Genomic DNA, 17,665 nt, shown 5'->3' with positions numbered 1-17,665 from the left:
CTCAGTAATTCAAATTCTTATCTTTTTAATGAAAAGTGTCCTCTTTTTTCAGGACTTCCCGCATCAATTTTTAATACATACCAATAATCAGTTGCGGGAAGTAGATTTTTATTGAAAGTTCCGTCCCACGATGGCTTAGCTGCGTTTAGTTTCGTGATTAATTTACCATACCGATCAAAGATGTTCACTTCAGCTTCAGGATAATTGATCAATCCTTTTATTTCCCATAGGTCATTATAAGAGTCGTTGTTTGGGGTGAAAAATTTTGGAGCAATCAATACTATAAAAGCTTCACTGTCAATTCCGCATGAATTTATTTCTCTCGCATAAGCTGTTTGCAAGCCGCTTGCCACATCGAAAAACACATTCGAACTTTGATAGTTAATCCCGTCAACAGAATATTCGAAGTAATTTTTTTGGGTTTTTAAATAAATTACAACAGTGGTTTCATTAACATCAATCCGGTCGATTTCTGGGGTGTCATGTTCAATTACAGTGATTTGTTTGGTACTGCTGCAATTGGCGCTATTTGTTACGGTTACGTTATAAATGCCTGGCGCGGTAACCTGAATTGTTTTCGTGGTTTCGCCGGTTGACCATGAATACGTCATAGCAGGGATTGCTGCATCAAGGATTAAACTACCTGATTTACAAAGAATTAGTTCTTCGTCCGTAACTACCGGAAGATCGTAAATTATGATATCAACAGGAATCCGATTTCCGTTTGTACAACCGTTATTTATGGCTTCGGCATAATAAGTCGTATTTTGTGTGCTGTTGGGAACAGTCAGACTTGTTCCAGTTCCTATGACAGCAGTGCTAGTTAAGCTCGAATACCAATTAACTGTTCCATTGGTGGTAGTTGCTTGAACTGTAACAGAGCCTGCTCCACATCTTGAAACTAGATTGTTGGTTGATGTTATGTTAGGAATAGTGTTTATTGTTGCCGTGATGGCTGTTCTGTTATTGGAACATCCTGCTTCTAAATAATAGGTTGTTGTTGTATTTAAAAATGGGGTAGTATATGTATTACCCGTGTGTAATAAATTCCCAAAGCTTGCCGCATCATACCAATTAATCGTTCCGCCGGATGCTATTGCTTGCAATGTCACAGTTCCTGATCCGCAATTTGAAGCTGGTGTGGTAGCCGTAACTTGAGGAATTGTTATCGTGGTGCTAGCAGAAATTTCAAGAATTGGATCGTTAGGCATACCACCGTATTCTACTATATATCCCTTTGATTGGTAATTTCCGCTTGCATCACCATTTAATTGTAAATCGTTCCACGATCCAGGAGTTCCAGGAACATCAAGCGCTTTAACGTGTACATAATGCTCATTTCCATTACTATTATTTGGTTCGCCATTATTCCAAAAAGCGAATTGGTTAGGAGCCGTTGAGCCATTGATTCCTCCATTCCAAAAAACAGTTCCGTTTTCTGGACCTGTCATCCATTTCCAAATGCCTTCCGTTTCCGCATCACTACCGCCAATCCAACCATTTCCTAAAGCTTGTTCTCCTGCTATTTTTGCTTCGTCAGCTGCGGTGATTGTCGCTAAATATCCTTGAATTCCAAAATAATTTTTCTGTTCCGCTGCTGCTTTTGCGGCTGTCCAACTAATGCCTATGTTGGGGAAATATTCATAATAGTGACCGTTTCTAGGTAGATAATTGGCAGCTCCAAGAGTGATAGAAAAAGTCCTACTACCAGAAGGAGTTGTAGAGGAATTGCTAAAAACAACATCTTTGATAGCATTTACAAAGTCAGTATAAAGTACTTTTGCGGGTGGCGTAACACTGGATAATTTTAGTTTTCCTTCAAGAGGACTCCATTCAGTGATAATATTTGGATGGAGTGCGGGATTGGATAATTGGATTACATCCTGTCCGTTTACATATCCTGTAGAAATTTGAATATAAATTGCGTCAGTTGCAATGTCACTGGCATCAGAGCCAGTTATGGTTACATCGGTCACTATTTTTAATGGAGTTCCCGTACAGTAAATTTGAGTTCCTGTTGCTGTAATTCTGGGGGCAATAGCTGTAATAGTTGATTTTATTACTTTTTTAGAAATCACAGCGCTGTCTTTTTTTAGATTACAAATGGGACTGGCTGAATAGTTAGCCATTGGTGTAAATAATAAAAAAGCTATTGTTATTTTTAAGAAAGTATAAATCCTCATATGATACGATATTGCTGTTCCTATTTTTTTTAAAAATTTCTATTTTGGCCAGTTCATTTTTTGAAATAAATCCCAGACCACAATTCCGGCACTTACGGAAATATTCAAAGAATGTTTGGTACCTAGTTGTGGAATTTCGATGGAGCCATCGCACAACGCAACTGCTTCTTGCGAAACGCCATGAACTTCGTTCCCAAAAACTAAAGCATATTTTTTTTCTTTTTCAACTTCAAAATTTTGAAGAAAAACGGCGCTTTCCACTTGTTCTATAGCAAGTGTCATTACTTTTTCTTTTTTTAATTTTTCGATAACTTCAAAAACATTCTCTTGATGTTCCCAAGCAACAGTTTCAGTGGCTCCAAGTGCGGTTTTATGGATTTCCTTGTTTGGAGGTGTCGCAGTGATACCACATAAATATATTTTTTCTATTAGAAATGCGTCGGCAGTTCTGAACACGGAGCCAATATTGTGTAGGCTACGAATGTCATCCAATACTAAAATAAGGGGTGTTTTTTCAGATTGTTTAAATGCTTCAATGGATTTTCGTTCCAGTTCGCTATTTTCAAGCTTTCTCATATTTTGTAAATTTACCAAAAAAAAAGCTTCCGAAGTTAATGGAAGCTTTTTAATATATTTAGTTAAAATTTAGCTTTTTGAAGAATCAGCGGCTAAAACATTTCCTTTTATGGTAAGTGTTTTTGTTGGTACAACAGCATTAGTTGTTAATGTAATTGTTTTTGTAAATGCTTGACCCGCTCTTGACGTATCATATTTTACTCCTATAACTCCTTTTGCTCCTGGAGCAATTGGCTGTTTTGGATACGTTGGTACAGTACAACCACAAGAACCCTGAGCATTAGTTATGATTAATGGCTTATTACCATTGTTAGTGAATACAAATTCACGACGACCGTCAGAGTTGTAAGCTACAGTGCCATAATCAATGGTTTCAGTTACGAAAACCATTCCTGCTCCATTTACTTTTGCAGTTGCAACTTTAGTAGTTGTTGCTTTTAATTTTTTTGATGTTTCTTGTGCGTTAGAAGTAGTAACTCCTAAAACAACTAGCATACCTAAAGCAATTATTTTTTTCATGTGATTCTAATTTAAAAATATATACAAATCTATATAAAAATTAGAATTTACGCCTTAATTTTTTCTTAAAAAAATAGTTTAATTTTTTGAAGAGACCGCATTTTTGTTTAAAAATCTATAAATTCGCCTAAATATTTTTTAATTTCTCAAACATAAAACCATTGGCATCTAAAGATAAAGTAGTTAAGGAAACACCATTAATGAAACAATACAACGAGATAAAAAGGAAATATCCTGATGCGTGTTTGTTGTTTCGTGTGGGCGATTTTTATGAGACATTTGGTGAAGATGCTGTGCGTGCTTCTAAAATTTTAGGAATCGTGTTAACCAAACGTGGAGCGGGATCTGAAACAGAAACGGCGCTTGCCGGTTTTCCGCATCATTCTTTGAATACGTATTTGCCAAAATTAGTAAAAGCTGGACTTCGTGTAGCCATTTGTGATCAGCTTGAAGATCCTAAAATGACTAAAACTATCGTAAAACGTGGTGTAACTGAACTTGTAACTCCTGGGGTTTCAATGAATGATGAGGTATTGCAGTCCAAAACAAATAATTTTTTGGCTTCAATTTATTTCGCCAATAAATCTATAGGAATTTCCTTTCTCGATGTTTCTACAGGAGAATTTTTGATAGCACAAGGGAACGCCGAATATATTGACAAACTGTTGCAGAATTTTAATCCAAGTGAAGTTCTGATTCCAAAAAATAATAAGAGTGATTTTCGAGAGATTTTCGGGGACGATTATCATAGTTTTTATCTTGAAGATTGGATTTACAAAGAAGATTACGCATTCGAAACCCTGACCAAGCATTTTCAGACAATTTCCCTCAAAGGTTTTGGAATCGAAGAATTGAAAGAAGGAATTATTGCCTCGGGAGCCATATTATATTATTTATCCGAAACACAGCACAATCGAGTGCAACATATAACTGCGATTCAACGTATTGCCGAGGACGCCTACGTTTGGATGGATCGATTTACGATTCGTAATCTGGAATTGTACCACAGTTATAATCCAAATGCGGTGACGCTACTGGATGTGATTGATAAAACGCTTTCGCCAATGGGTGGTCGGTTGTTGAAACGTTGGTTGGCGTTACCATTAAAAGACAGTCATAAAATTCAAAGTCGGCACCAAGTGGTTTCTTATTTAAAAGACAACCAAAGTGTTCTGCAAAACATTCAAAATCAAATCAAGCAAATTTCTGATTTGGAACGATTGATTTCAAAAATTGCAGCCGGAAAAGTTTCGCCTCGAGAAGTAGTATATCTTAAAGAATCGTTGGATGCTATTATTCCAATAAAAACTTTGGCATTAGAAAGTCCGCAAGAAGCCGTAAAAGTAATTGGTGACAGTCTACACAGTTGCGAATTATTGCGTGAAAAAATCAAAACCGTTTTAAATCAAGATGCTCCTGTGGCTATTGCCAAAGGAAATGCGATTGCTAAGGGAATTAGTGCGGAATTAGATGAGTTACGGGCAATATCAACTTCAGGAAAGGAATTTTTGGAAGGAATTGAAAAGCGAGAGTCACAACTAACGGGAATCTCCTCGTTGAAAATTTCTTTTAATAACGTTTTTGGATATTACATTGAAGTTAGGAATATGCATAAGGATAAAGTTCCAACTGAATGGATTCGAAAACAAACTTTAGTGAATGCAGAACGTTATATTACAGAGGAATTAAAAGAATACGAAACTAAAATTCTGGGTGCTGAAGAGAAAATCCACAAAATAGAAGTAGAATTATTTGAACAATTGGTGAGCTGGATCGCTACGTATATAAAACCGGTTCAAATGAATGCTAATCTTGTGGCGCAATTGGATTGTTTGTGTTCTTTTACACAATTAGCTATTGAAAATAAATATGTTTGTCCTGAACTTGACGAAACATTTGAACTGGAAATCAAAAACGGAAGACATCCTGTTATCGAAAAACAATTGCCGGTTGGAATGCCTTATATTGCCAATGATGTTTTCTTGGATAGAGAAACACAGCAATTGATTATGATTACGGGTCCTAATATGTCCGGAAAGTCAGCTATTTTGCGTCAAACAGCGCTGATTGTGCTGTTGTGCCAAATGGGAAGTTTCGTGCCTGCGGATAGCGTGAGAATGGGAATTGTAGATAAAATATTCACCAGAGTAGGAGCGAGCGATAATATTTCGATGGGAGAATCTACTTTCATGGTTGAAATGAATGAAACGGCCTCAATCTTGAACAATATTTCCGATAGGAGTTTAGTGCTTTTAGATGAAATTGGAAGGGGGACGAGCACGTATGATGGGATTTCTATCGCATGGGCCATTGCAGAATTCTTGCACGAACATCCCTCAAAACCGAAGACATTGTTCGCTACGCATTATCATGAGCTCAATGAAATGAGTCAATCGTTGCCTAGAATTCAGAATTATAATGTGGCTGTCAAAGAATTGAAAGATACTGTACTTTTTATTCGAAAATTGGTGAAAGGAGGAAGCGCGCATAGTTTTGGAATACATGTGGCAAAGATGGCCGGAATGCCTCAGATTGTAATTTTGAAAGCACAGAAACTTTTAAAGAAGTTAGAAAAAAATCATTCTAGCGATGCGCTGAACGGAATTAAAGCTGCAAAGGATGAATTGCAAATGAGCTTCTTTAATCTGGATGATCCGTTATTGGAGGAAATCAAGGAAGAGATCTTAAATCTGGATATCAATACCATTACCCCTATGGAAGCACTGATGAAATTGAACGAAATTAAAAGAATGTTGACCAGAAAATAATTTTATTTTTTTTAATCTATAGGTTATCAGAAGATTAACTTTTGCACATGATTTTTTTATAAAAAAGGCTTGTGTAATTCAATAAATGTCCTAAATTTGCATCCGCAATACAGAACAAGTATAGCGGTTCTTTCTAAGAATTGAAAATGCGAAAATAGCTCAGTTGGTAGAGCGCGACCTTGCCAAGGTCGAGGTCGCGGGTTCGAGCCCCGTTTTTCGCTCCAACACCACATAATGCTCGGATGGTGAAATTGGTAGACACGCTGGACTTAAAATCCAGTGAACAGCAATGTTCGTGCGGGTTCAAGTCCCGCTCTGAGTACTAAAAAAGCTTCAAACTATGTTTGGAGCTTTTTTTATTTACGGGAATTTGTATCTCAAAACAAAATAATTTTGCAGTAATGAATTTGAAGTTCGATGTTTAGTATCTAAAATCTGCAATCTAAAATCTAAAATTTAATGGGTGCTTTTGTAATTAGTAAAAGATATAATGACGAATACAAATTTGTTTTTACTTCCAGAAAAGGGAAAGTTGTTTTTACGAGTCTGAGTTATGAACTCAAGTTTGAGTGTGAAGAAGATATCGAAAGGTTTAAAACGAATATTCAGTCAGCAAATTTTTTGAAATTTAAGTCTTCTAGTGGGAAGTTTTATTTCAAATTAATGCTTGGGGATAATCATTTTGCAACAAGCAGAAAGTACACTACTTCCCTGCGTTTGCAGAAGGGAATTGACGAAATTGTACGATATGGTTCTGTATCTGAAATATTAGATTTCTCAGTAAATGATTTTATTTTTATTGATTGAGGTTTTTAATTGATTTGATAAAAAAAAGAGAGTCTTGGTGTATAGCCAAGACTCTCTTTTTTTTTGTTTTGTAAAGCTATTTCTTGTTGAGGAAACTGTTACAAATTAAAAAAGCCATCTCGCAGAGCGGATGGCTTTAAAATTTTTAGAATTTGACTTCTAATTATTTTTTTGCAGCGTCAGTAGCAACTTCAGCAGCATCAGTAGCAACAGCAGCAGCAGAATCAACTACTTGTGCAGCAGAATCAACAACTTGTGCAGCAGAATCAACTACCATAGCAGCAGAATCAACAGTAGTTGCAGTGTCTTCAGCAGGAGCGTCAGCTTTTTTACATGATACAACAGTTAATACAGCAACAGCAGCTAAACTTAAAAATACTTTTTTCATCTTAATTTAATATAAAAGGTTAATTATTAATTCGTGGCAAAGATATAAATTTTTTAATATGTAAAATATTTTTTTATTTTTTTTTTAAAAAATAATATTTTTTGACAACGACGAAACAAATTACAATTATTATGCCAGTATAAGCAATTGATTAAGAAATGTTTAATAACATTTGATTAGTCTTGTTTTTCGGCTATTTTTGTTTTAATTTTTTATTTTTTAGTGGTTTGTTTTTCTTTGGATGCACTAGTTTTAATTCACTGATTAAGTTTTTTGCACCTGCATATTTATCCATAATGAACAACACGTAACGGATATCCACCATAATATTTCTGCAAATGCTTGGATCGTAATAGATATCACTCATTGTTCCTTCCCAAACTCTGTCAAAATTAAGTCCAATTAAGTTTCCGTTAGCGTCAATTGCCGGACTTCCGGAATTGCCTCCTGTAGTATGATTAGTTCCAATAAAACATACGGGCATTTTCCCATTTTCGCCGTAAGGACCGTAATCCTTTGTTTTGTATAAATCGATTAATTTAGCAGGAACATCAAATTCATAGTCTCCTGGAATATGTTTTTCCATCACGCCGTCCAAATACGTTACTGGAGTGTATACAGTGGCATCTTTAGGCTCGTAACCTTTTACCTTTCCATAGGTTACACGTAAAGTGCTGTTAGCATCCGGAAAAATGCGGTTTTCCGTATTTAATTCTAATTGCGCTTTCATGTACGTGCGTTGCAACGCAGTAATCGTTAAGTTCAGTTCGTCGTATTTTGGCGCAACTTCTTTAGAATATTTGTCGGCTAATTCTTTTACAAGCAAGAAACCCGAATCATTATTTAAATTTGCCAAAACAGTACGGGCATCACCCGATAACAATTGTTTCAAACCGGCGTAATTTTTCAGTTGAGATTTAGAATAAACTTCCGAAGCCAGATTTTTAGCATTTACATTCACCAAGCCTTTTGGTAAAAATTGTTTTGGAGATTTCGTCGCATACAATTCAATTAACTGCTCAAAAACTTTTTCATCAACAGTTGCATTGAAATTCTTGTAAAAATCAGCCAGCCCTGCTATTAAATTATTTTTTCGGTCATTGAAAGACTGTTCTCCTTTGCTTTTGTAAACTTCTTCCAATTGGTATAATTTGTAACCCGTACTCAGTAATTCAGTATTGCGCAGTACTACTTCTGTAAAATAGTCTCTTGCTACCGCATAAGGAGCAATTTCCGTGTAGTTTTTGTCAAAATCAGCCAACAGCGTTCCGTACTCTTTTTCTTTGCCCGCTTTTACTATTTTTTGCTGAAAAGCTTTTTCAGTTTCTCTTTTTACGGCAACAGCATTTGATTTTTTTAATCCTTGCGTTTCGCCAATCCATTTTTTCCAATAATTGGCAATACTAGCATATTTTGAAGCATATTGAATTTTAATCGCATTGTCTTTACGCATAAACTCATCGGCAACTTTCAATGCTTTGTCTCTGATTTCAATTTTTGCAGGATTCAGTTCGTTTACAATTTGTTCAATCGCAATCGAAGGCAAATATTCATTTGTTTTTCCTGGGTATCCAAAGACCAATGTAAAATCATCTTCGGCTACGCCATCCAATGAAATAGGCAAGAAATGTTTAGGCGTATAAGGGACGTTGTCTTTTGAATAAGCAGCCGGTCGATTGTTTTTGTCAGCATAAATTCTAAACAAAGAAAAATCTCCAGTATGACGCGGCCAAACCCAGTTGTCAGTATCAGAACCGAATTTCCCAATAGAGGAAGGCGGAGCGCCAACTAAACGTACATCAGTAAAGGTTTCCGTTACAAAAAGCATGTATTGATTGCCTTCGTAAAAGGTACGAATTTTGTTTTCCTGCCAACTTTCCTTTGGCAACGATTTCGACAATGCCGTAATGTTCTCTTGAATTTTCTTTTGTTTTGCAGCTTCACTAGTAAGGGTTGCAGTGCCTTCAAGAACAGATGTTGTTACATCTTCAATTTTTACCATAAAAGTTACTGTCAAACCTTCGTTTGGTAATTCATCTTCCATTTTGTAAGCCCAAAATCCGTCGGTCAGGTAATCATGGTCAACGGTGGAATGTGATTGAATTTGTGAAAATCCACAATGATGATTGGTCAGGATTAGCCCTTTTGGCGAGATTACTTCAGCGGTACAACCTCCGTTAAAATGTGGAACTGCATCTTTCATGCTCGACTGATTTACATCATAAATGTCTTTTACGGACATTTTCATGCCCAGATTTTTCATTTCGGTTTCATTCATTCCTTTCAACAGCGAAGGAATCCACATGCCGCCTTGCTGGGCTTGCGTCTGAATGACAAATAGTAATAAGAATAATTTTAAGATTTTCATTAGTATATAATTTAGTTTGATAAAAGTGTGATACAAATTGATGGTTTACTTTAAATTGTAAGGCAGTAAGAAAGTGCACTAATGGTGTTTGCCTTTCCAAGTGCCCCCGTATCTGTAATGAGGTAATGGTTTAGAGTTTTCACAACAGGGTGGACAAACAAACATCCAATTTTTTCCTGAAGTAATTTGAATCCGAAACATAGTATCCGCCGTCGCAGTACAAATTTCACATATTTTAGTCTTCATAATACCATTGTTGCTTACGGTTTTGTATTTTGATTAAGCACTATAAATACGCACAAAAAATTAAAAATGTTTCCTTTTTAGAGTCGATAATTACTTATTTTGAGAATGTGTCTAAAAAACGACTCAGGTTAAGAATAATTTAAAAATCTCCTGTTTGAGTGCTCAATTAGCAATATTATTTAGTTTTAAGACGCATTAATTTTCGATTATGCATTTCGAAACCGCTGGCAATATACAAATTTTGAGCTTTTTTGTTGTGTAGTTCTACTTCGAGATAGATCAGTTTTAACGATAATTTATGACTTTCTTCTTTTATAAATTCAATTGCTTTTGAGCCAATGCCTTTTCCACGCGCTTTTTCAGTGACATACAATTCGTCTAAAAAAGCAATTTTTCCTTGGTATTCAAAACTAAAAACAAAGGTTAGAATTAGATATCCTACAATTTCGTTGTCGGATACAATCAGCCATGCTTTGCCCAGATTTTTATCAGAAATAAATTCTTCAAACAAAGCTTTGGAAACGTCACTTTTGATGGGGTAATTATCTATGGCATAAAATTCCTCCATTAGGGAGACGATGGTTTCGATATCAGCAGTAGTAATATGTTTGAACTCAATCATTCAGAATATTTTTTAAAATGATGGCGGTGGCGCCTTTATTCATTTGTACAAAAGTGCTGGATATATGTCCTTTTTCGTGACGAATGTCTTCATTTCGAATCAGGTTTTCAAAAGCTTCGTTTAATTCTTTTTGATTGCTGACTGCAACACAGGCCTCCATATTAACAAGCGCAATTGCTTCTGCAAAATGCGAATAGTTGGGTCCAATAACGATTGGAACACCAAAAGTTGCCGGTTCTAATACATTGTGAACTCCGGGATTCCCGAAACCTCCGCCCACATAAGCAATATCCGCATAACTGTATATTTTGGTCAAAATGCCGATGGTGTCAATAATGAAGACATCGAAATTGGCAAGCTGCTTTCCTTCTTTTTCAGAGAATAAAACAGTTTTTTTAGTGATACTGTTTTTTAATTGTTGAATTTGTTCTTCCTTAATATTATGTGGCGCAATTATAAACTTGATGTTTAAAGTATTCGAGTTAATAAAATTGACTATTAAATCTTCGTCTTTTGGCCATGAACTTCCCACAACAATAGTGAGTGTGTTGTTTTTGAATTGAGAAATAAAATCCAGCGAATTATCTTTTTCTAAAATTGTGGCCACTCGGTCAAAACGGGTGTCACCAGAAACGGCAACATTACTTTTCCCTAACTGCTGCAGTAGTTTTTTTGAAATTTCATTTTGAACAAAAAAGTAGGTAAATGCAGCCAGCGCGTCTCTATAAAAACCACCGTACCATTTAAAAAACAGTTGGTTTTTTCTAAGAATCCCAGAAATTAAATAGGTTTTAGTATTTGATTTTTTGAGTTCAAATAAATAATTCGGCCAGTATTCATATTTGATGAAAAACACAAAATCCGGCTGCACGAGTTTCAAAAATTGTTTTGCATTTTTCTTGGTATCCATAGGTAAATATACCGTAACATCAGCAACAGTATTGTTTTTGCGGACTTCATAACCCGAAGGAGAAAAGAACGTAACCACGATTTTGTGCAATGGGAATTGTTCTTTTATCTTTTCAATTACGGGTAATCCTTGTTCGTATTCGCCCAAAGAAGCGGCATGAAACCAGATTGTTTTGTCAGTAGATTTTATTTTTTGTTCCAAAACAGGGAAAACTACTTTCCTGCCATCCACAAAAAGTTTCATTTTTGGGCTGAAAAGAGCAGTGATTTTTAATAAAAAACCAGCAAAATGAATGATCAAGTTATATAATGAAAGCATCATTTAAATTTTGGGGCTAAAATACGTTTTCTTTATATGAATTTCTTCTGCAGTAATATTTAAATTTTGGTTACGGGCACTCTATTTTTATTTCATTGGTAAGTTATCTTTTTTTACTGTGGGTTGCATTGGTTTCAACTCATAAATAACTATTTTTGTTCTTCGTTTTAAGAAAGTATTTCTGGTTTTTAATAACGGTAATCTTTCGAACATTAAACAAAAAATTGCAATGAAAAAAATCCAAATGGTTGACTTAAAAAGTCAATATGAAAAAATAAAAGATACCGTTAATATTTCTATTCAGGAAGTTTTAGACACTAACACTTACATTAATGGACCTCAAGTTCATCAATTTCAAAAATCATTAGAAGAATATCTGGATGTAAAACACGTAATTCCTTGTGCAAATGGAACCGATGCGTTGCAAATTGCCATGATGGGACTGGATTTAAAACCCGGCGATGAGGTAATCACGGCTGATTTTACTTTTGCTGCGACAGTGGAAGTGATTGCTTTGTTGCAATTAACTCCCGTTTTAGTGGATGTAGATTTATACAATATGAATATTTCCATTGAAGGAATCAAAAAAGCGATTACGCCAAAAACAAAGGCAATTGTGCCGGTACATTTGTTTGGTCGTGCCGCCAATATGGAGGCTATCATGGCTATCGCCAAAGAATATAACTTATACGTTATCGAAGATAATGCGCAAGCGATTGGCGCCAACTGTAAATTTTCGGATGGGACTAAAAAGAAAGCGGGAACGATTGGACATGTAGGAGCGACTTCATTTTTTCCTTCCAAAAATCTTGGATGTTACGGAGACGGAGGAGCGATTTTCACGAATGATGATGCTTTGGCGCATAAACTTCGCGGAATTGTAAATCACGGAATGTACGAGCGATACCATCATGATGTTGTAGGTGTGAATTCCCGATTAGATAGTATTCAGGCAGCAGTTTTGAACGCTAAATTGCCTTTATTAGATGATTATGGAAGAGCCAGACAAGATGCAGCCAGAAAATATTCAGCTGCTTTTGAAGGGCATAAAAATATAGTTGCACCAAGTATTTGTGATATCTGCGACTGTCACGTTTTTCATCAATATACGTTGCGAATTATTGATGCTGACAGAAATGGCTTGATGCAGTATTTACTGGACAAAGGAATTCCTTGTGCTATTTATTACCCGATTCCGTTACATTCACAAAAAGCATACGCGGATTCTCGTTACAAAGAAGAAGATTTTCCGGTAACTAATCAGTTGGTTAAGGAAGTACTTTCCTTGCCGATGCATACTGAATTAGATAACGAGCAAATTAATTTTATCACGGATTCGGTTTTAGAATATTTAAGATAATTCTAGTTGAGAGGCGATTTATCGCGTCTTTTTTTATAAACGATAAGACGCAATAAATTGCGTTTTTATACAAAAAAGAAACCATGAAAATATTAGTCACTGGCGGGTTGGGTTTCATAGGATCTCATACCGTAGTAGAATTGCAAAATGAAGGATATGAAGTTATCGTTGTCGATAATTTATCAAATACTTCCTTGAGTGTTTTGGACGGAATTCAGAATATTACGGGGAAAGTCCCAGCTTTCGAAAAATTAGATTTGCGCGAAAAAGACAAAGTGCAAGATTTTTTCAAAAGGCATCATGATATCTCAGGTGTCATTCATTTTGCAGCTTCAAAAGCAGTGGGCGAAAGTGTTGAAAATCCATTGTTGTACTATGAAAATAATATCAATGCCTTGGTTTATGTTTTGCAGGAATTACAGCAAAAACCTGAGGCTAACTTTATTTTCAGTTCCTCATGCACAGTTTATGGTCAAGCCGAAACCATGCCAATTACTGAAAACGCTTCGATTCAAACCGCGATGTCACCTTATGGGAACACGAAACAAATAGGAGAAGAGATTATCATTGATACTGCCAGAGTTACTAATATCAATGCTATTTTGTTGCGTTATTTTAATCCAATAGGGGCGCATCACTCTACTGAAATTGGAGAATTACCTATTGGTGTGCCTCAAAATTTAGTACCGTTTATTACGCAAACCGGTTTTGGATTGCGTAAAGAACTTTCGGTTTATGGAGATGATTATCCAACTCCGGATGGTACAGCGGTACGCGATTATATTCACGTAGTTGATTTGGCAAAAGCCCATGTAATCGCTTTGCAACGCTTATTAAACAAAAAAAATACGGAAAAAGTAGAAACCTTTAATTTGGGAACTGGAACCGGAAGCTCTGTTTTAGAAGTCATTCATACTTTTGAAAAAGTGAGTGGTAAAAAACTGCCTTACAAAATTGTGGGTCGCAGAGAAGGTGATATAACTTCAGCGTATGCCAATACTGATAAAGCGAACGATGTTTTAGGATGGAAAGCCCAATCTACTTTAGAACAAGCGATGGCAAGCGCTTGGGAATGGGAACAGAAAATAAGAAGTTAGTAATTAGCTTTTAGCTCATTGTAAGAATAGAATCCTGAATTATCACAATGATATTTCGGGATTTTTTCGTTTAAGTAGTTTGTTGTAAATTCGTTAGATAAAGAAATGAATCATGGATGCTGAAAAAATGAAATCTGAAAATACTAAAGCCGAAGAGCCATCAGTAGATTACGAAACTTCAAAAATTAAGTTCAAAGGGATTGATAGGGCCACTTTTAATTTTGATGAAGAAGTTAAAAAAGGGTATACTTCAGAAGAATTTAAAGCTGAATCTATTAGAAGAATTAGAGGATGGTGGGGAAAATAAAAGTTGTTTTCACGCCACATGTAATTGATTTTTTGGATGACTTAGTTCGTCTTTTGTACAAAAAAGAATATTTCGGATTTATAGAAACGGCAGAAGAATATGTTTCGAAAATTTATGATTCAGTTCCAGAAAATTTACGATTAAGTACTCATAAACCAGCTCCGCAAAAGCTCCGCTATTTAGGTTTATATTACATTTTTTATAAAGCCAATAACCGAACGACTTGGTACATTTTCTTTGAAAGACAGGATTTCGTATTCTTAATAACCGGAATTATAAATAATCATTGCGAAGAGGCTAGGGAATTCTAATTTTTAAATAAAAATCCCCACAAACATAAGTTTATGAGGACTTTATTTTAAAACTGTGAATAAATACTAATTAAGCATTTGCAGTCACCGCTTCTTTATCAATTTTTCCAATCAAGGCAGCTAATACTTTTCCAGGACCAACTTCAGTAAATAAAGTGGCTCCATCTTTAATCATTTGTTGTACAGATTGTGTCCATTTTACCGGAGCCGTCAATTGAATGATTAAGTTTTTCTTGATTTCAGCTGGGTCAAAAACTGCACTAGCCGTTACATTTTGATAAACCGGACAAATAGGAGTAGAGAAAGTCGTCGCTTCAATAGCTGCCGCCAGTTCTTCACGTGCCGGTTCCATCATTGGAGAGTGAAAAGCACCACCAACTGGTAATAACATAGCACGTTTTGCACCTGCTGCTTTCATCGCTTCACACGCTTTTTCGACTGCTGATGTTTCTCCAGAAATCACTAATTGTCCCGGACAGTTGTAATTTGCAGCGACTACAATTCCATCGATCGAAGCACAAAGTTCTTCAACAATATTGTCAGCCAATCCTAGAACGGCTGCCATAGTAGATGGTTTTATTTCACAGGCTTTTTGCATTGCCAAAGCTCTTTGTGAAACTAATTTTAATCCGTCTTCAAAGGATAAAGCTCCGTTTGCCACTAAAGCTGAGAATTCACCTAATGAATGTCCCGCCACCATTTCTGGTTTGAAATCTTCGCCTAATGTTTTTGCTAAAATCACCGAATGCAAGAATACGGCTGGTTGCGTCACTTTGGTTTCTTTCAATTCTTCAGCGGTTCCTTCAAACATGATGTCTGTGATGCGGAATCCTAAAATCTCATTGGCTTTTTCGAATAATTCTTTTGCAAGAGCAGAATTTTCATATAAGTCTTTACCCATTCCTGTGAATTGCGCGCCTTGACCTGGAAATACGTATGCTTTCATGTGTCTAATTTAAAGATTGAAAAATGTATAGATTGAAAATTAATTTCAATCGGGATGCAAAAATACTATTTTTTACGGTATTTAAAACTATCGCTATAAGTCGTTTTGCTGTCGAAAAAGAGCATTTGGTTTTCAAACAAACATTTAATATAAAAAAATCCACCCCAATAAATAGAGTGGATTGGCATTAAAAGTGAAAATACTAAAGAACGAAATACGTGTTCTTTAACGGTTGAATCGGTTGATTTGCTGTTTGATATGAATAATATTCTTCCTCAAACTCATCTCTATATTCGTTTACCATTTGCATAAGGTTTTTTTCAATTGTATTCGAAATAGCACTTACAGGAGTGTCTGTAGGTCTGTTTTCAAATGGATCCTGCAAATGAATAGCCATTTTTTCGATTAAGAAAAAAGCGGCAGCAATGGTTGTTACTAGGGGAATTTGAAGCCAACCAATGTTATTTATCAAGCCAAAAGGCAGTAAGATTATAAACAAACACAGCGCAAACCTAATATACATGCTGTAAGTAGTTGGGAAAATGGTGTTTTTTATACGCTCACATTTACCCATCGAATCACACAATCTCGATAATGTATTATCGATTTCTACTTGTTGGTAAACGTTAATTTTACCGGTATTGAGCGCTTTTTTTAAATCTTTGGCATGCAATAGTAAAATTGCGTTGGGAACATGTTTATGTTTTTTTACAAATCGCAATTCATCTTCATCCAGTAAATTTTTTATTGGTTTTACAGCATCTTTTTCTCGAAGTGATTGTCCAAGACTATAGCACCAAGCTGCTTGTCTTTTTGCAAATTTTTCTTTAAAATCGTTTGCCTGAACAGAAAAATCTGGATCGTTATAAAAAATAATAATCTGGCGCAATAGCGTTCTGGAATCGTTGACAATAGAACCCCAAATTATTCTTGCTTCCCACCAGCGGTCGTATGCTTGATTCGATTTGAATGCCAGTAATAATGAAATAATGGTTCCAATTATTGTAGGAATCGCAATAGGAATATTGGTTGATATTGTCTCGAAGAAATAATGGAACATTTGAAAGGATATACAAAACACAATGACTAATGTCAATTCGGTTTTTATTTTACCCAACACATATTTCATTGGAATTTTTTTATTTAGTAGCATATACTTTGGATTAAAATTTGAAACAATCAGTTGATTTTCTTAGGAAATCTCTTCGTATAACGAAAGAACTGGTAATCCTAGTAACTCGTTGAGTGCTGCTTTTTCTTTCTTTAAGAGTTTTAATTTCTTTGGTTTTCTGGTTTCAATCAAGATGTTGATGTTGTTTTTAGATATTGTGTCGCTTAAAGAAGGTTGACTTTCGTTCGTTTCGCTTTCACTTACAATTTTCAAAGAAAAAAGTGTATTCACATAAGCTTGCAAATCTTCTGCATGAAGTTGCGAATCTGAATTTTTAATGTATAACGCTTGGCTGAATATTTCTTGGTCAAAGTTTGCATTGGTGTGCAGAATCGGACATTTGCTGTTAGAAATAATTTTGATGCAAAAGGTATTGATTTTCTTTTTTGAAGATTTAAACGAAGGAGTTATAATTGTTAAACCAATGTTGAAATGGCTTACTAAATTTTTAAAAACAGGTGAAGAAATTCCGTATTGATGGTGGATTTTTAAGCTACAATTTTTATTTTCCGCAATGACTTGACGACACATATCCAAAACATTTTCTTGGGTAGGATTTAGGCCTGTATTGATGTTTCGCAATAAACTGGCAGAGGAATAGGTGTCAGGAATATCTGCAAGAAGCATTAGTGTGAGCTGACATTGGTTGCCATTAGCTGAATTTACTGCTGTTTTTACAGCATTGATCGTATCATTTTGTAATGTTGATGGGATAAGAATATTTTTCATATGTATCAGATTTGATTTCTTTATACATACAAAATAATA

16 protein-coding genes and 2 tRNA genes are annotated in these 17,665 nt (G+C 35.4%); 8 read left to right on the top strand and 10 right to left on the bottom strand.

Annotation, left to right across the window (positions count from 1 at the left end; translation table 11 throughout):
* Window positions 1-17: 17 nt before the first annotated feature.
* The 3 genes from AC0J6S_RS01995 to AC0J6S_RS01985 all read right to left on the bottom strand — a co-directional run bounded on the left by AC0J6S_RS01995 (window position 18) and on the right by AC0J6S_RS01985 (window position 3,278).
* Window positions 18-2,129, bottom strand: coding sequence for a T9SS type B sorting domain-containing protein (locus AC0J6S_RS01995; RefSeq protein WP_474955201.1), 2,112 nt, complete (start codon window positions 2,127-2,129; stop codon window positions 18-20).
* A gap of 93 nt (window positions 2,130-2,222) precedes the next feature.
* Window positions 2,223-2,759, bottom strand: a complete 537-nt coding sequence (locus AC0J6S_RS01990; protein ID WP_474955200.1) for an RNA methyltransferase — start codon at window positions 2,757-2,759, stop codon at window positions 2,223-2,225.
* A 69-nt stretch (window positions 2,760-2,828) separates the two neighbouring features.
* Window positions 2,829-3,278, bottom strand: a complete 450-nt coding sequence (locus AC0J6S_RS01985; protein ID WP_474955199.1) for a DUF1573 domain-containing protein — start codon at window positions 3,276-3,278, stop codon at window positions 2,829-2,831.
* A 161-nt stretch (window positions 3,279-3,439) separates the two neighbouring features.
* Between AC0J6S_RS01985 and mutS the strand changes: the two genes are divergently transcribed.
* The 4 genes from mutS (at window position 3,440) to AC0J6S_RS01965 (ending at window position 6,853) form a co-directional block, all read left to right on the top strand.
* Complete coding sequence (gene mutS / locus AC0J6S_RS01980) at window positions 3,440-6,046, top strand: DNA mismatch repair protein MutS (protein ID WP_474955198.1); 2,607 nt, start codon at window positions 3,440-3,442, stop codon at window positions 6,044-6,046.
* Between the two features lie 148 nt (window positions 6,047-6,194).
* Window positions 6,195-6,270, top strand: a tRNA-Gly gene (locus AC0J6S_RS01975).
* A 12-nt stretch (window positions 6,271-6,282) separates the two neighbouring features.
* Window positions 6,283-6,368, top strand: a tRNA-Leu gene (locus AC0J6S_RS01970).
* Window positions 6,369-6,505: 137 nt separating this feature from the next.
* Window positions 6,506-6,853, top strand: coding sequence for a YegP family protein (locus AC0J6S_RS01965; protein ID WP_474955197.1), 348 nt, complete (start codon window positions 6,506-6,508; stop codon window positions 6,851-6,853).
* 163 nt (window positions 6,854-7,016) lie between these two features.
* Here the strand turns inward: AC0J6S_RS01965 and AC0J6S_RS01960 are convergent, their stop codons facing one another.
* The 4 genes from AC0J6S_RS01960 to AC0J6S_RS01945 all read right to left on the bottom strand — a co-directional run bounded on the left by AC0J6S_RS01960 (window position 7,017) and on the right by AC0J6S_RS01945 (window position 11,705).
* Window positions 7,017-7,241, bottom strand: a complete 225-nt coding sequence (locus AC0J6S_RS01960; protein WP_474955196.1) for a hypothetical protein — start codon at window positions 7,239-7,241, stop codon at window positions 7,017-7,019.
* Window positions 7,242-7,434: 193 nt separating this feature from the next.
* Complete coding sequence (locus tag AC0J6S_RS01955; RefSeq protein ID WP_474955195.1) at window positions 7,435-9,609, bottom strand: S46 family peptidase; 2,175 nt, start codon at window positions 9,607-9,609, stop codon at window positions 7,435-7,437.
* Window positions 9,610-10,030: 421 nt separating this feature from the next.
* A complete protein-coding gene (locus AC0J6S_RS01950) occupies window positions 10,031-10,477 on the bottom strand; it encodes a GNAT family N-acetyltransferase (protein ID WP_474955194.1) in 447 nt (148 codons plus the stop codon).
* Window positions 10,470-11,705: a 3-deoxy-D-manno-octulosonic acid transferase gene (locus AC0J6S_RS01945; RefSeq protein ID WP_474956310.1), complete on the bottom strand. Its 1,236-nt coding sequence runs from the start codon at window positions 11,703-11,705 to the stop codon at window positions 10,470-10,472. The genes AC0J6S_RS01950 and AC0J6S_RS01945 overlap by 8 nt, the downstream gene beginning before the upstream one ends.
* A gap of 229 nt (window positions 11,706-11,934) precedes the next feature.
* On the opposite strand from AC0J6S_RS01945, the gene AC0J6S_RS01940 reads away from it, so the two are divergent.
* The 4 genes from AC0J6S_RS01940 to AC0J6S_RS01925 all read left to right on the top strand — a co-directional run bounded on the left by AC0J6S_RS01940 (window position 11,935) and on the right by AC0J6S_RS01925 (window position 14,780).
* Window positions 11,935-13,065 (top strand): DegT/DnrJ/EryC1/StrS family aminotransferase, encoded by a 1,131-nt coding sequence (locus AC0J6S_RS01940; RefSeq protein WP_474955193.1) that lies wholly within the window; start codon window positions 11,935-11,937, stop codon window positions 13,063-13,065.
* An 83-nt stretch (window positions 13,066-13,148) separates the two neighbouring features.
* A complete protein-coding gene (gene galE, locus AC0J6S_RS01935) occupies window positions 13,149-14,162 on the top strand; it encodes a UDP-glucose 4-epimerase GalE (RefSeq protein WP_474955192.1) in 1,014 nt (337 codons plus the stop codon).
* A 112-nt stretch (window positions 14,163-14,274) separates the two neighbouring features.
* Window positions 14,275-14,469 (top strand): hypothetical protein, encoded by a 195-nt coding sequence (locus AC0J6S_RS01930; protein ID WP_474955191.1) that lies wholly within the window; start codon window positions 14,275-14,277, stop codon window positions 14,467-14,469.
* On the top strand, window positions 14,454-14,780 hold the full coding sequence (locus AC0J6S_RS01925) for a hypothetical protein (protein ID WP_474955190.1): 327 nt from the start codon (window positions 14,454-14,456) through the stop codon (window positions 14,778-14,780). Before AC0J6S_RS01930 ends, AC0J6S_RS01925 begins: the two co-directional genes overlap by 16 nt.
* 70 nt (window positions 14,781-14,850) lie before the next feature.
* On the opposite strand, the gene fabD is transcribed toward AC0J6S_RS01925, so the two are convergent.
* From fabD to AC0J6S_RS01910, 3 genes are all read right to left on the bottom strand, one after another.
* Window positions 14,851-15,726 carry an ACP S-malonyltransferase gene (gene fabD, locus AC0J6S_RS01920; RefSeq protein ID WP_474955189.1) on the bottom strand — a complete coding sequence of 292 codons (876 nt, stop codon included), beginning with the start codon at window positions 15,724-15,726 and terminating at the stop codon, window positions 14,851-14,853.
* 202 nt (window positions 15,727-15,928) lie between these two features.
* Window positions 15,929-16,879, bottom strand: a complete 951-nt coding sequence (locus tag AC0J6S_RS01915) for a bestrophin family protein (protein WP_474955188.1) — start codon at window positions 16,877-16,879, stop codon at window positions 15,929-15,931.
* 39 nt (window positions 16,880-16,918) lie between these two features.
* A complete protein-coding gene (locus AC0J6S_RS01910) occupies window positions 16,919-17,626 on the bottom strand; it encodes a hypothetical protein (RefSeq protein WP_474955187.1) in 708 nt (235 codons plus the stop codon).
* Between the last annotated feature and the right edge of the window lie 39 nt (window positions 17,627-17,665).

The sequence above is a fragment of the Flavobacterium sp. TS_SC_5 genome (assembly GCF_056156265.1).
The sequence above is the reverse complement of the archived record's forward strand: the minus strand, read 5'-3'. Positions and strand labels throughout refer to the sequence as shown.

Coding starts and splice junctions, on each gene's coding strand:
- AC0J6S_RS01995 (WP_474955201.1), bottom strand. CDS start 2,129: ATGGCTAACTATTCAGCCAGTCCCATTTGTAATCTAAAAAAAGACAGC.
- AC0J6S_RS01990 (WP_474955200.1), bottom strand. CDS start 2,759: ATGAGAAAGCTTGAAAATAGCGAACTGGAACGAAAATCCATTGAAGCA.
- AC0J6S_RS01985 (WP_474955199.1), bottom strand. CDS start 3,278: ATGAAAAAAATAATTGCTTTAGGTATGCTAGTTGTTTTAGGAGTTACT.
- AC0J6S_RS01965 (WP_474955197.1), top strand. CDS start 6,506: ATGGGTGCTTTTGTAATTAGTAAAAGATATAATGACGAATACAAATTT.
- AC0J6S_RS01960 (WP_474955196.1), bottom strand. CDS start 7,241: ATGAAAAAAGTATTTTTAAGTTTAGCTGCTGTTGCTGTATTAACTGTT.
- AC0J6S_RS01955 (WP_474955195.1), bottom strand. CDS start 9,609: ATGAAAATCTTAAAATTATTCTTATTACTATTTGTCATTCAGACGCAA.
- AC0J6S_RS01950 (WP_474955194.1), bottom strand. CDS start 10,477: ATGATTGAGTTCAAACATATTACTACTGCTGATATCGAAACCATCGTC.
- AC0J6S_RS01945 (WP_474956310.1), bottom strand. CDS start 11,705: ATGCTTTCATTATATAACTTGATCATTCATTTTGCTGGTTTTTTATTA.
- AC0J6S_RS01940 (WP_474955193.1), top strand. CDS start 11,935: ATGAAAAAAATCCAAATGGTTGACTTAAAAAGTCAATATGAAAAAATA.
- galE (WP_474955192.1), top strand. CDS start 13,149: ATGAAAATATTAGTCACTGGCGGGTTGGGTTTCATAGGATCTCATACC.
- AC0J6S_RS01930 (WP_474955191.1), top strand. CDS start 14,275: ATGGATGCTGAAAAAATGAAATCTGAAAATACTAAAGCCGAAGAGCCA.
- AC0J6S_RS01925 (WP_474955190.1), top strand. CDS start 14,454: ATGGTGGGGAAAATAAAAGTTGTTTTCACGCCACATGTAATTGATTTT.
- fabD (WP_474955189.1), bottom strand. CDS start 15,726: ATGAAAGCATACGTATTTCCAGGTCAAGGCGCGCAATTCACAGGAATG.
- AC0J6S_RS01915 (WP_474955188.1), bottom strand. CDS start 16,879: ATGCTACTAAATAAAAAAATTCCAATGAAATATGTGTTGGGTAAAATA.
- AC0J6S_RS01910 (WP_474955187.1), bottom strand. CDS start 17,626: ATGAAAAATATTCTTATCCCATCAACATTACAAAATGATACGATCAAT.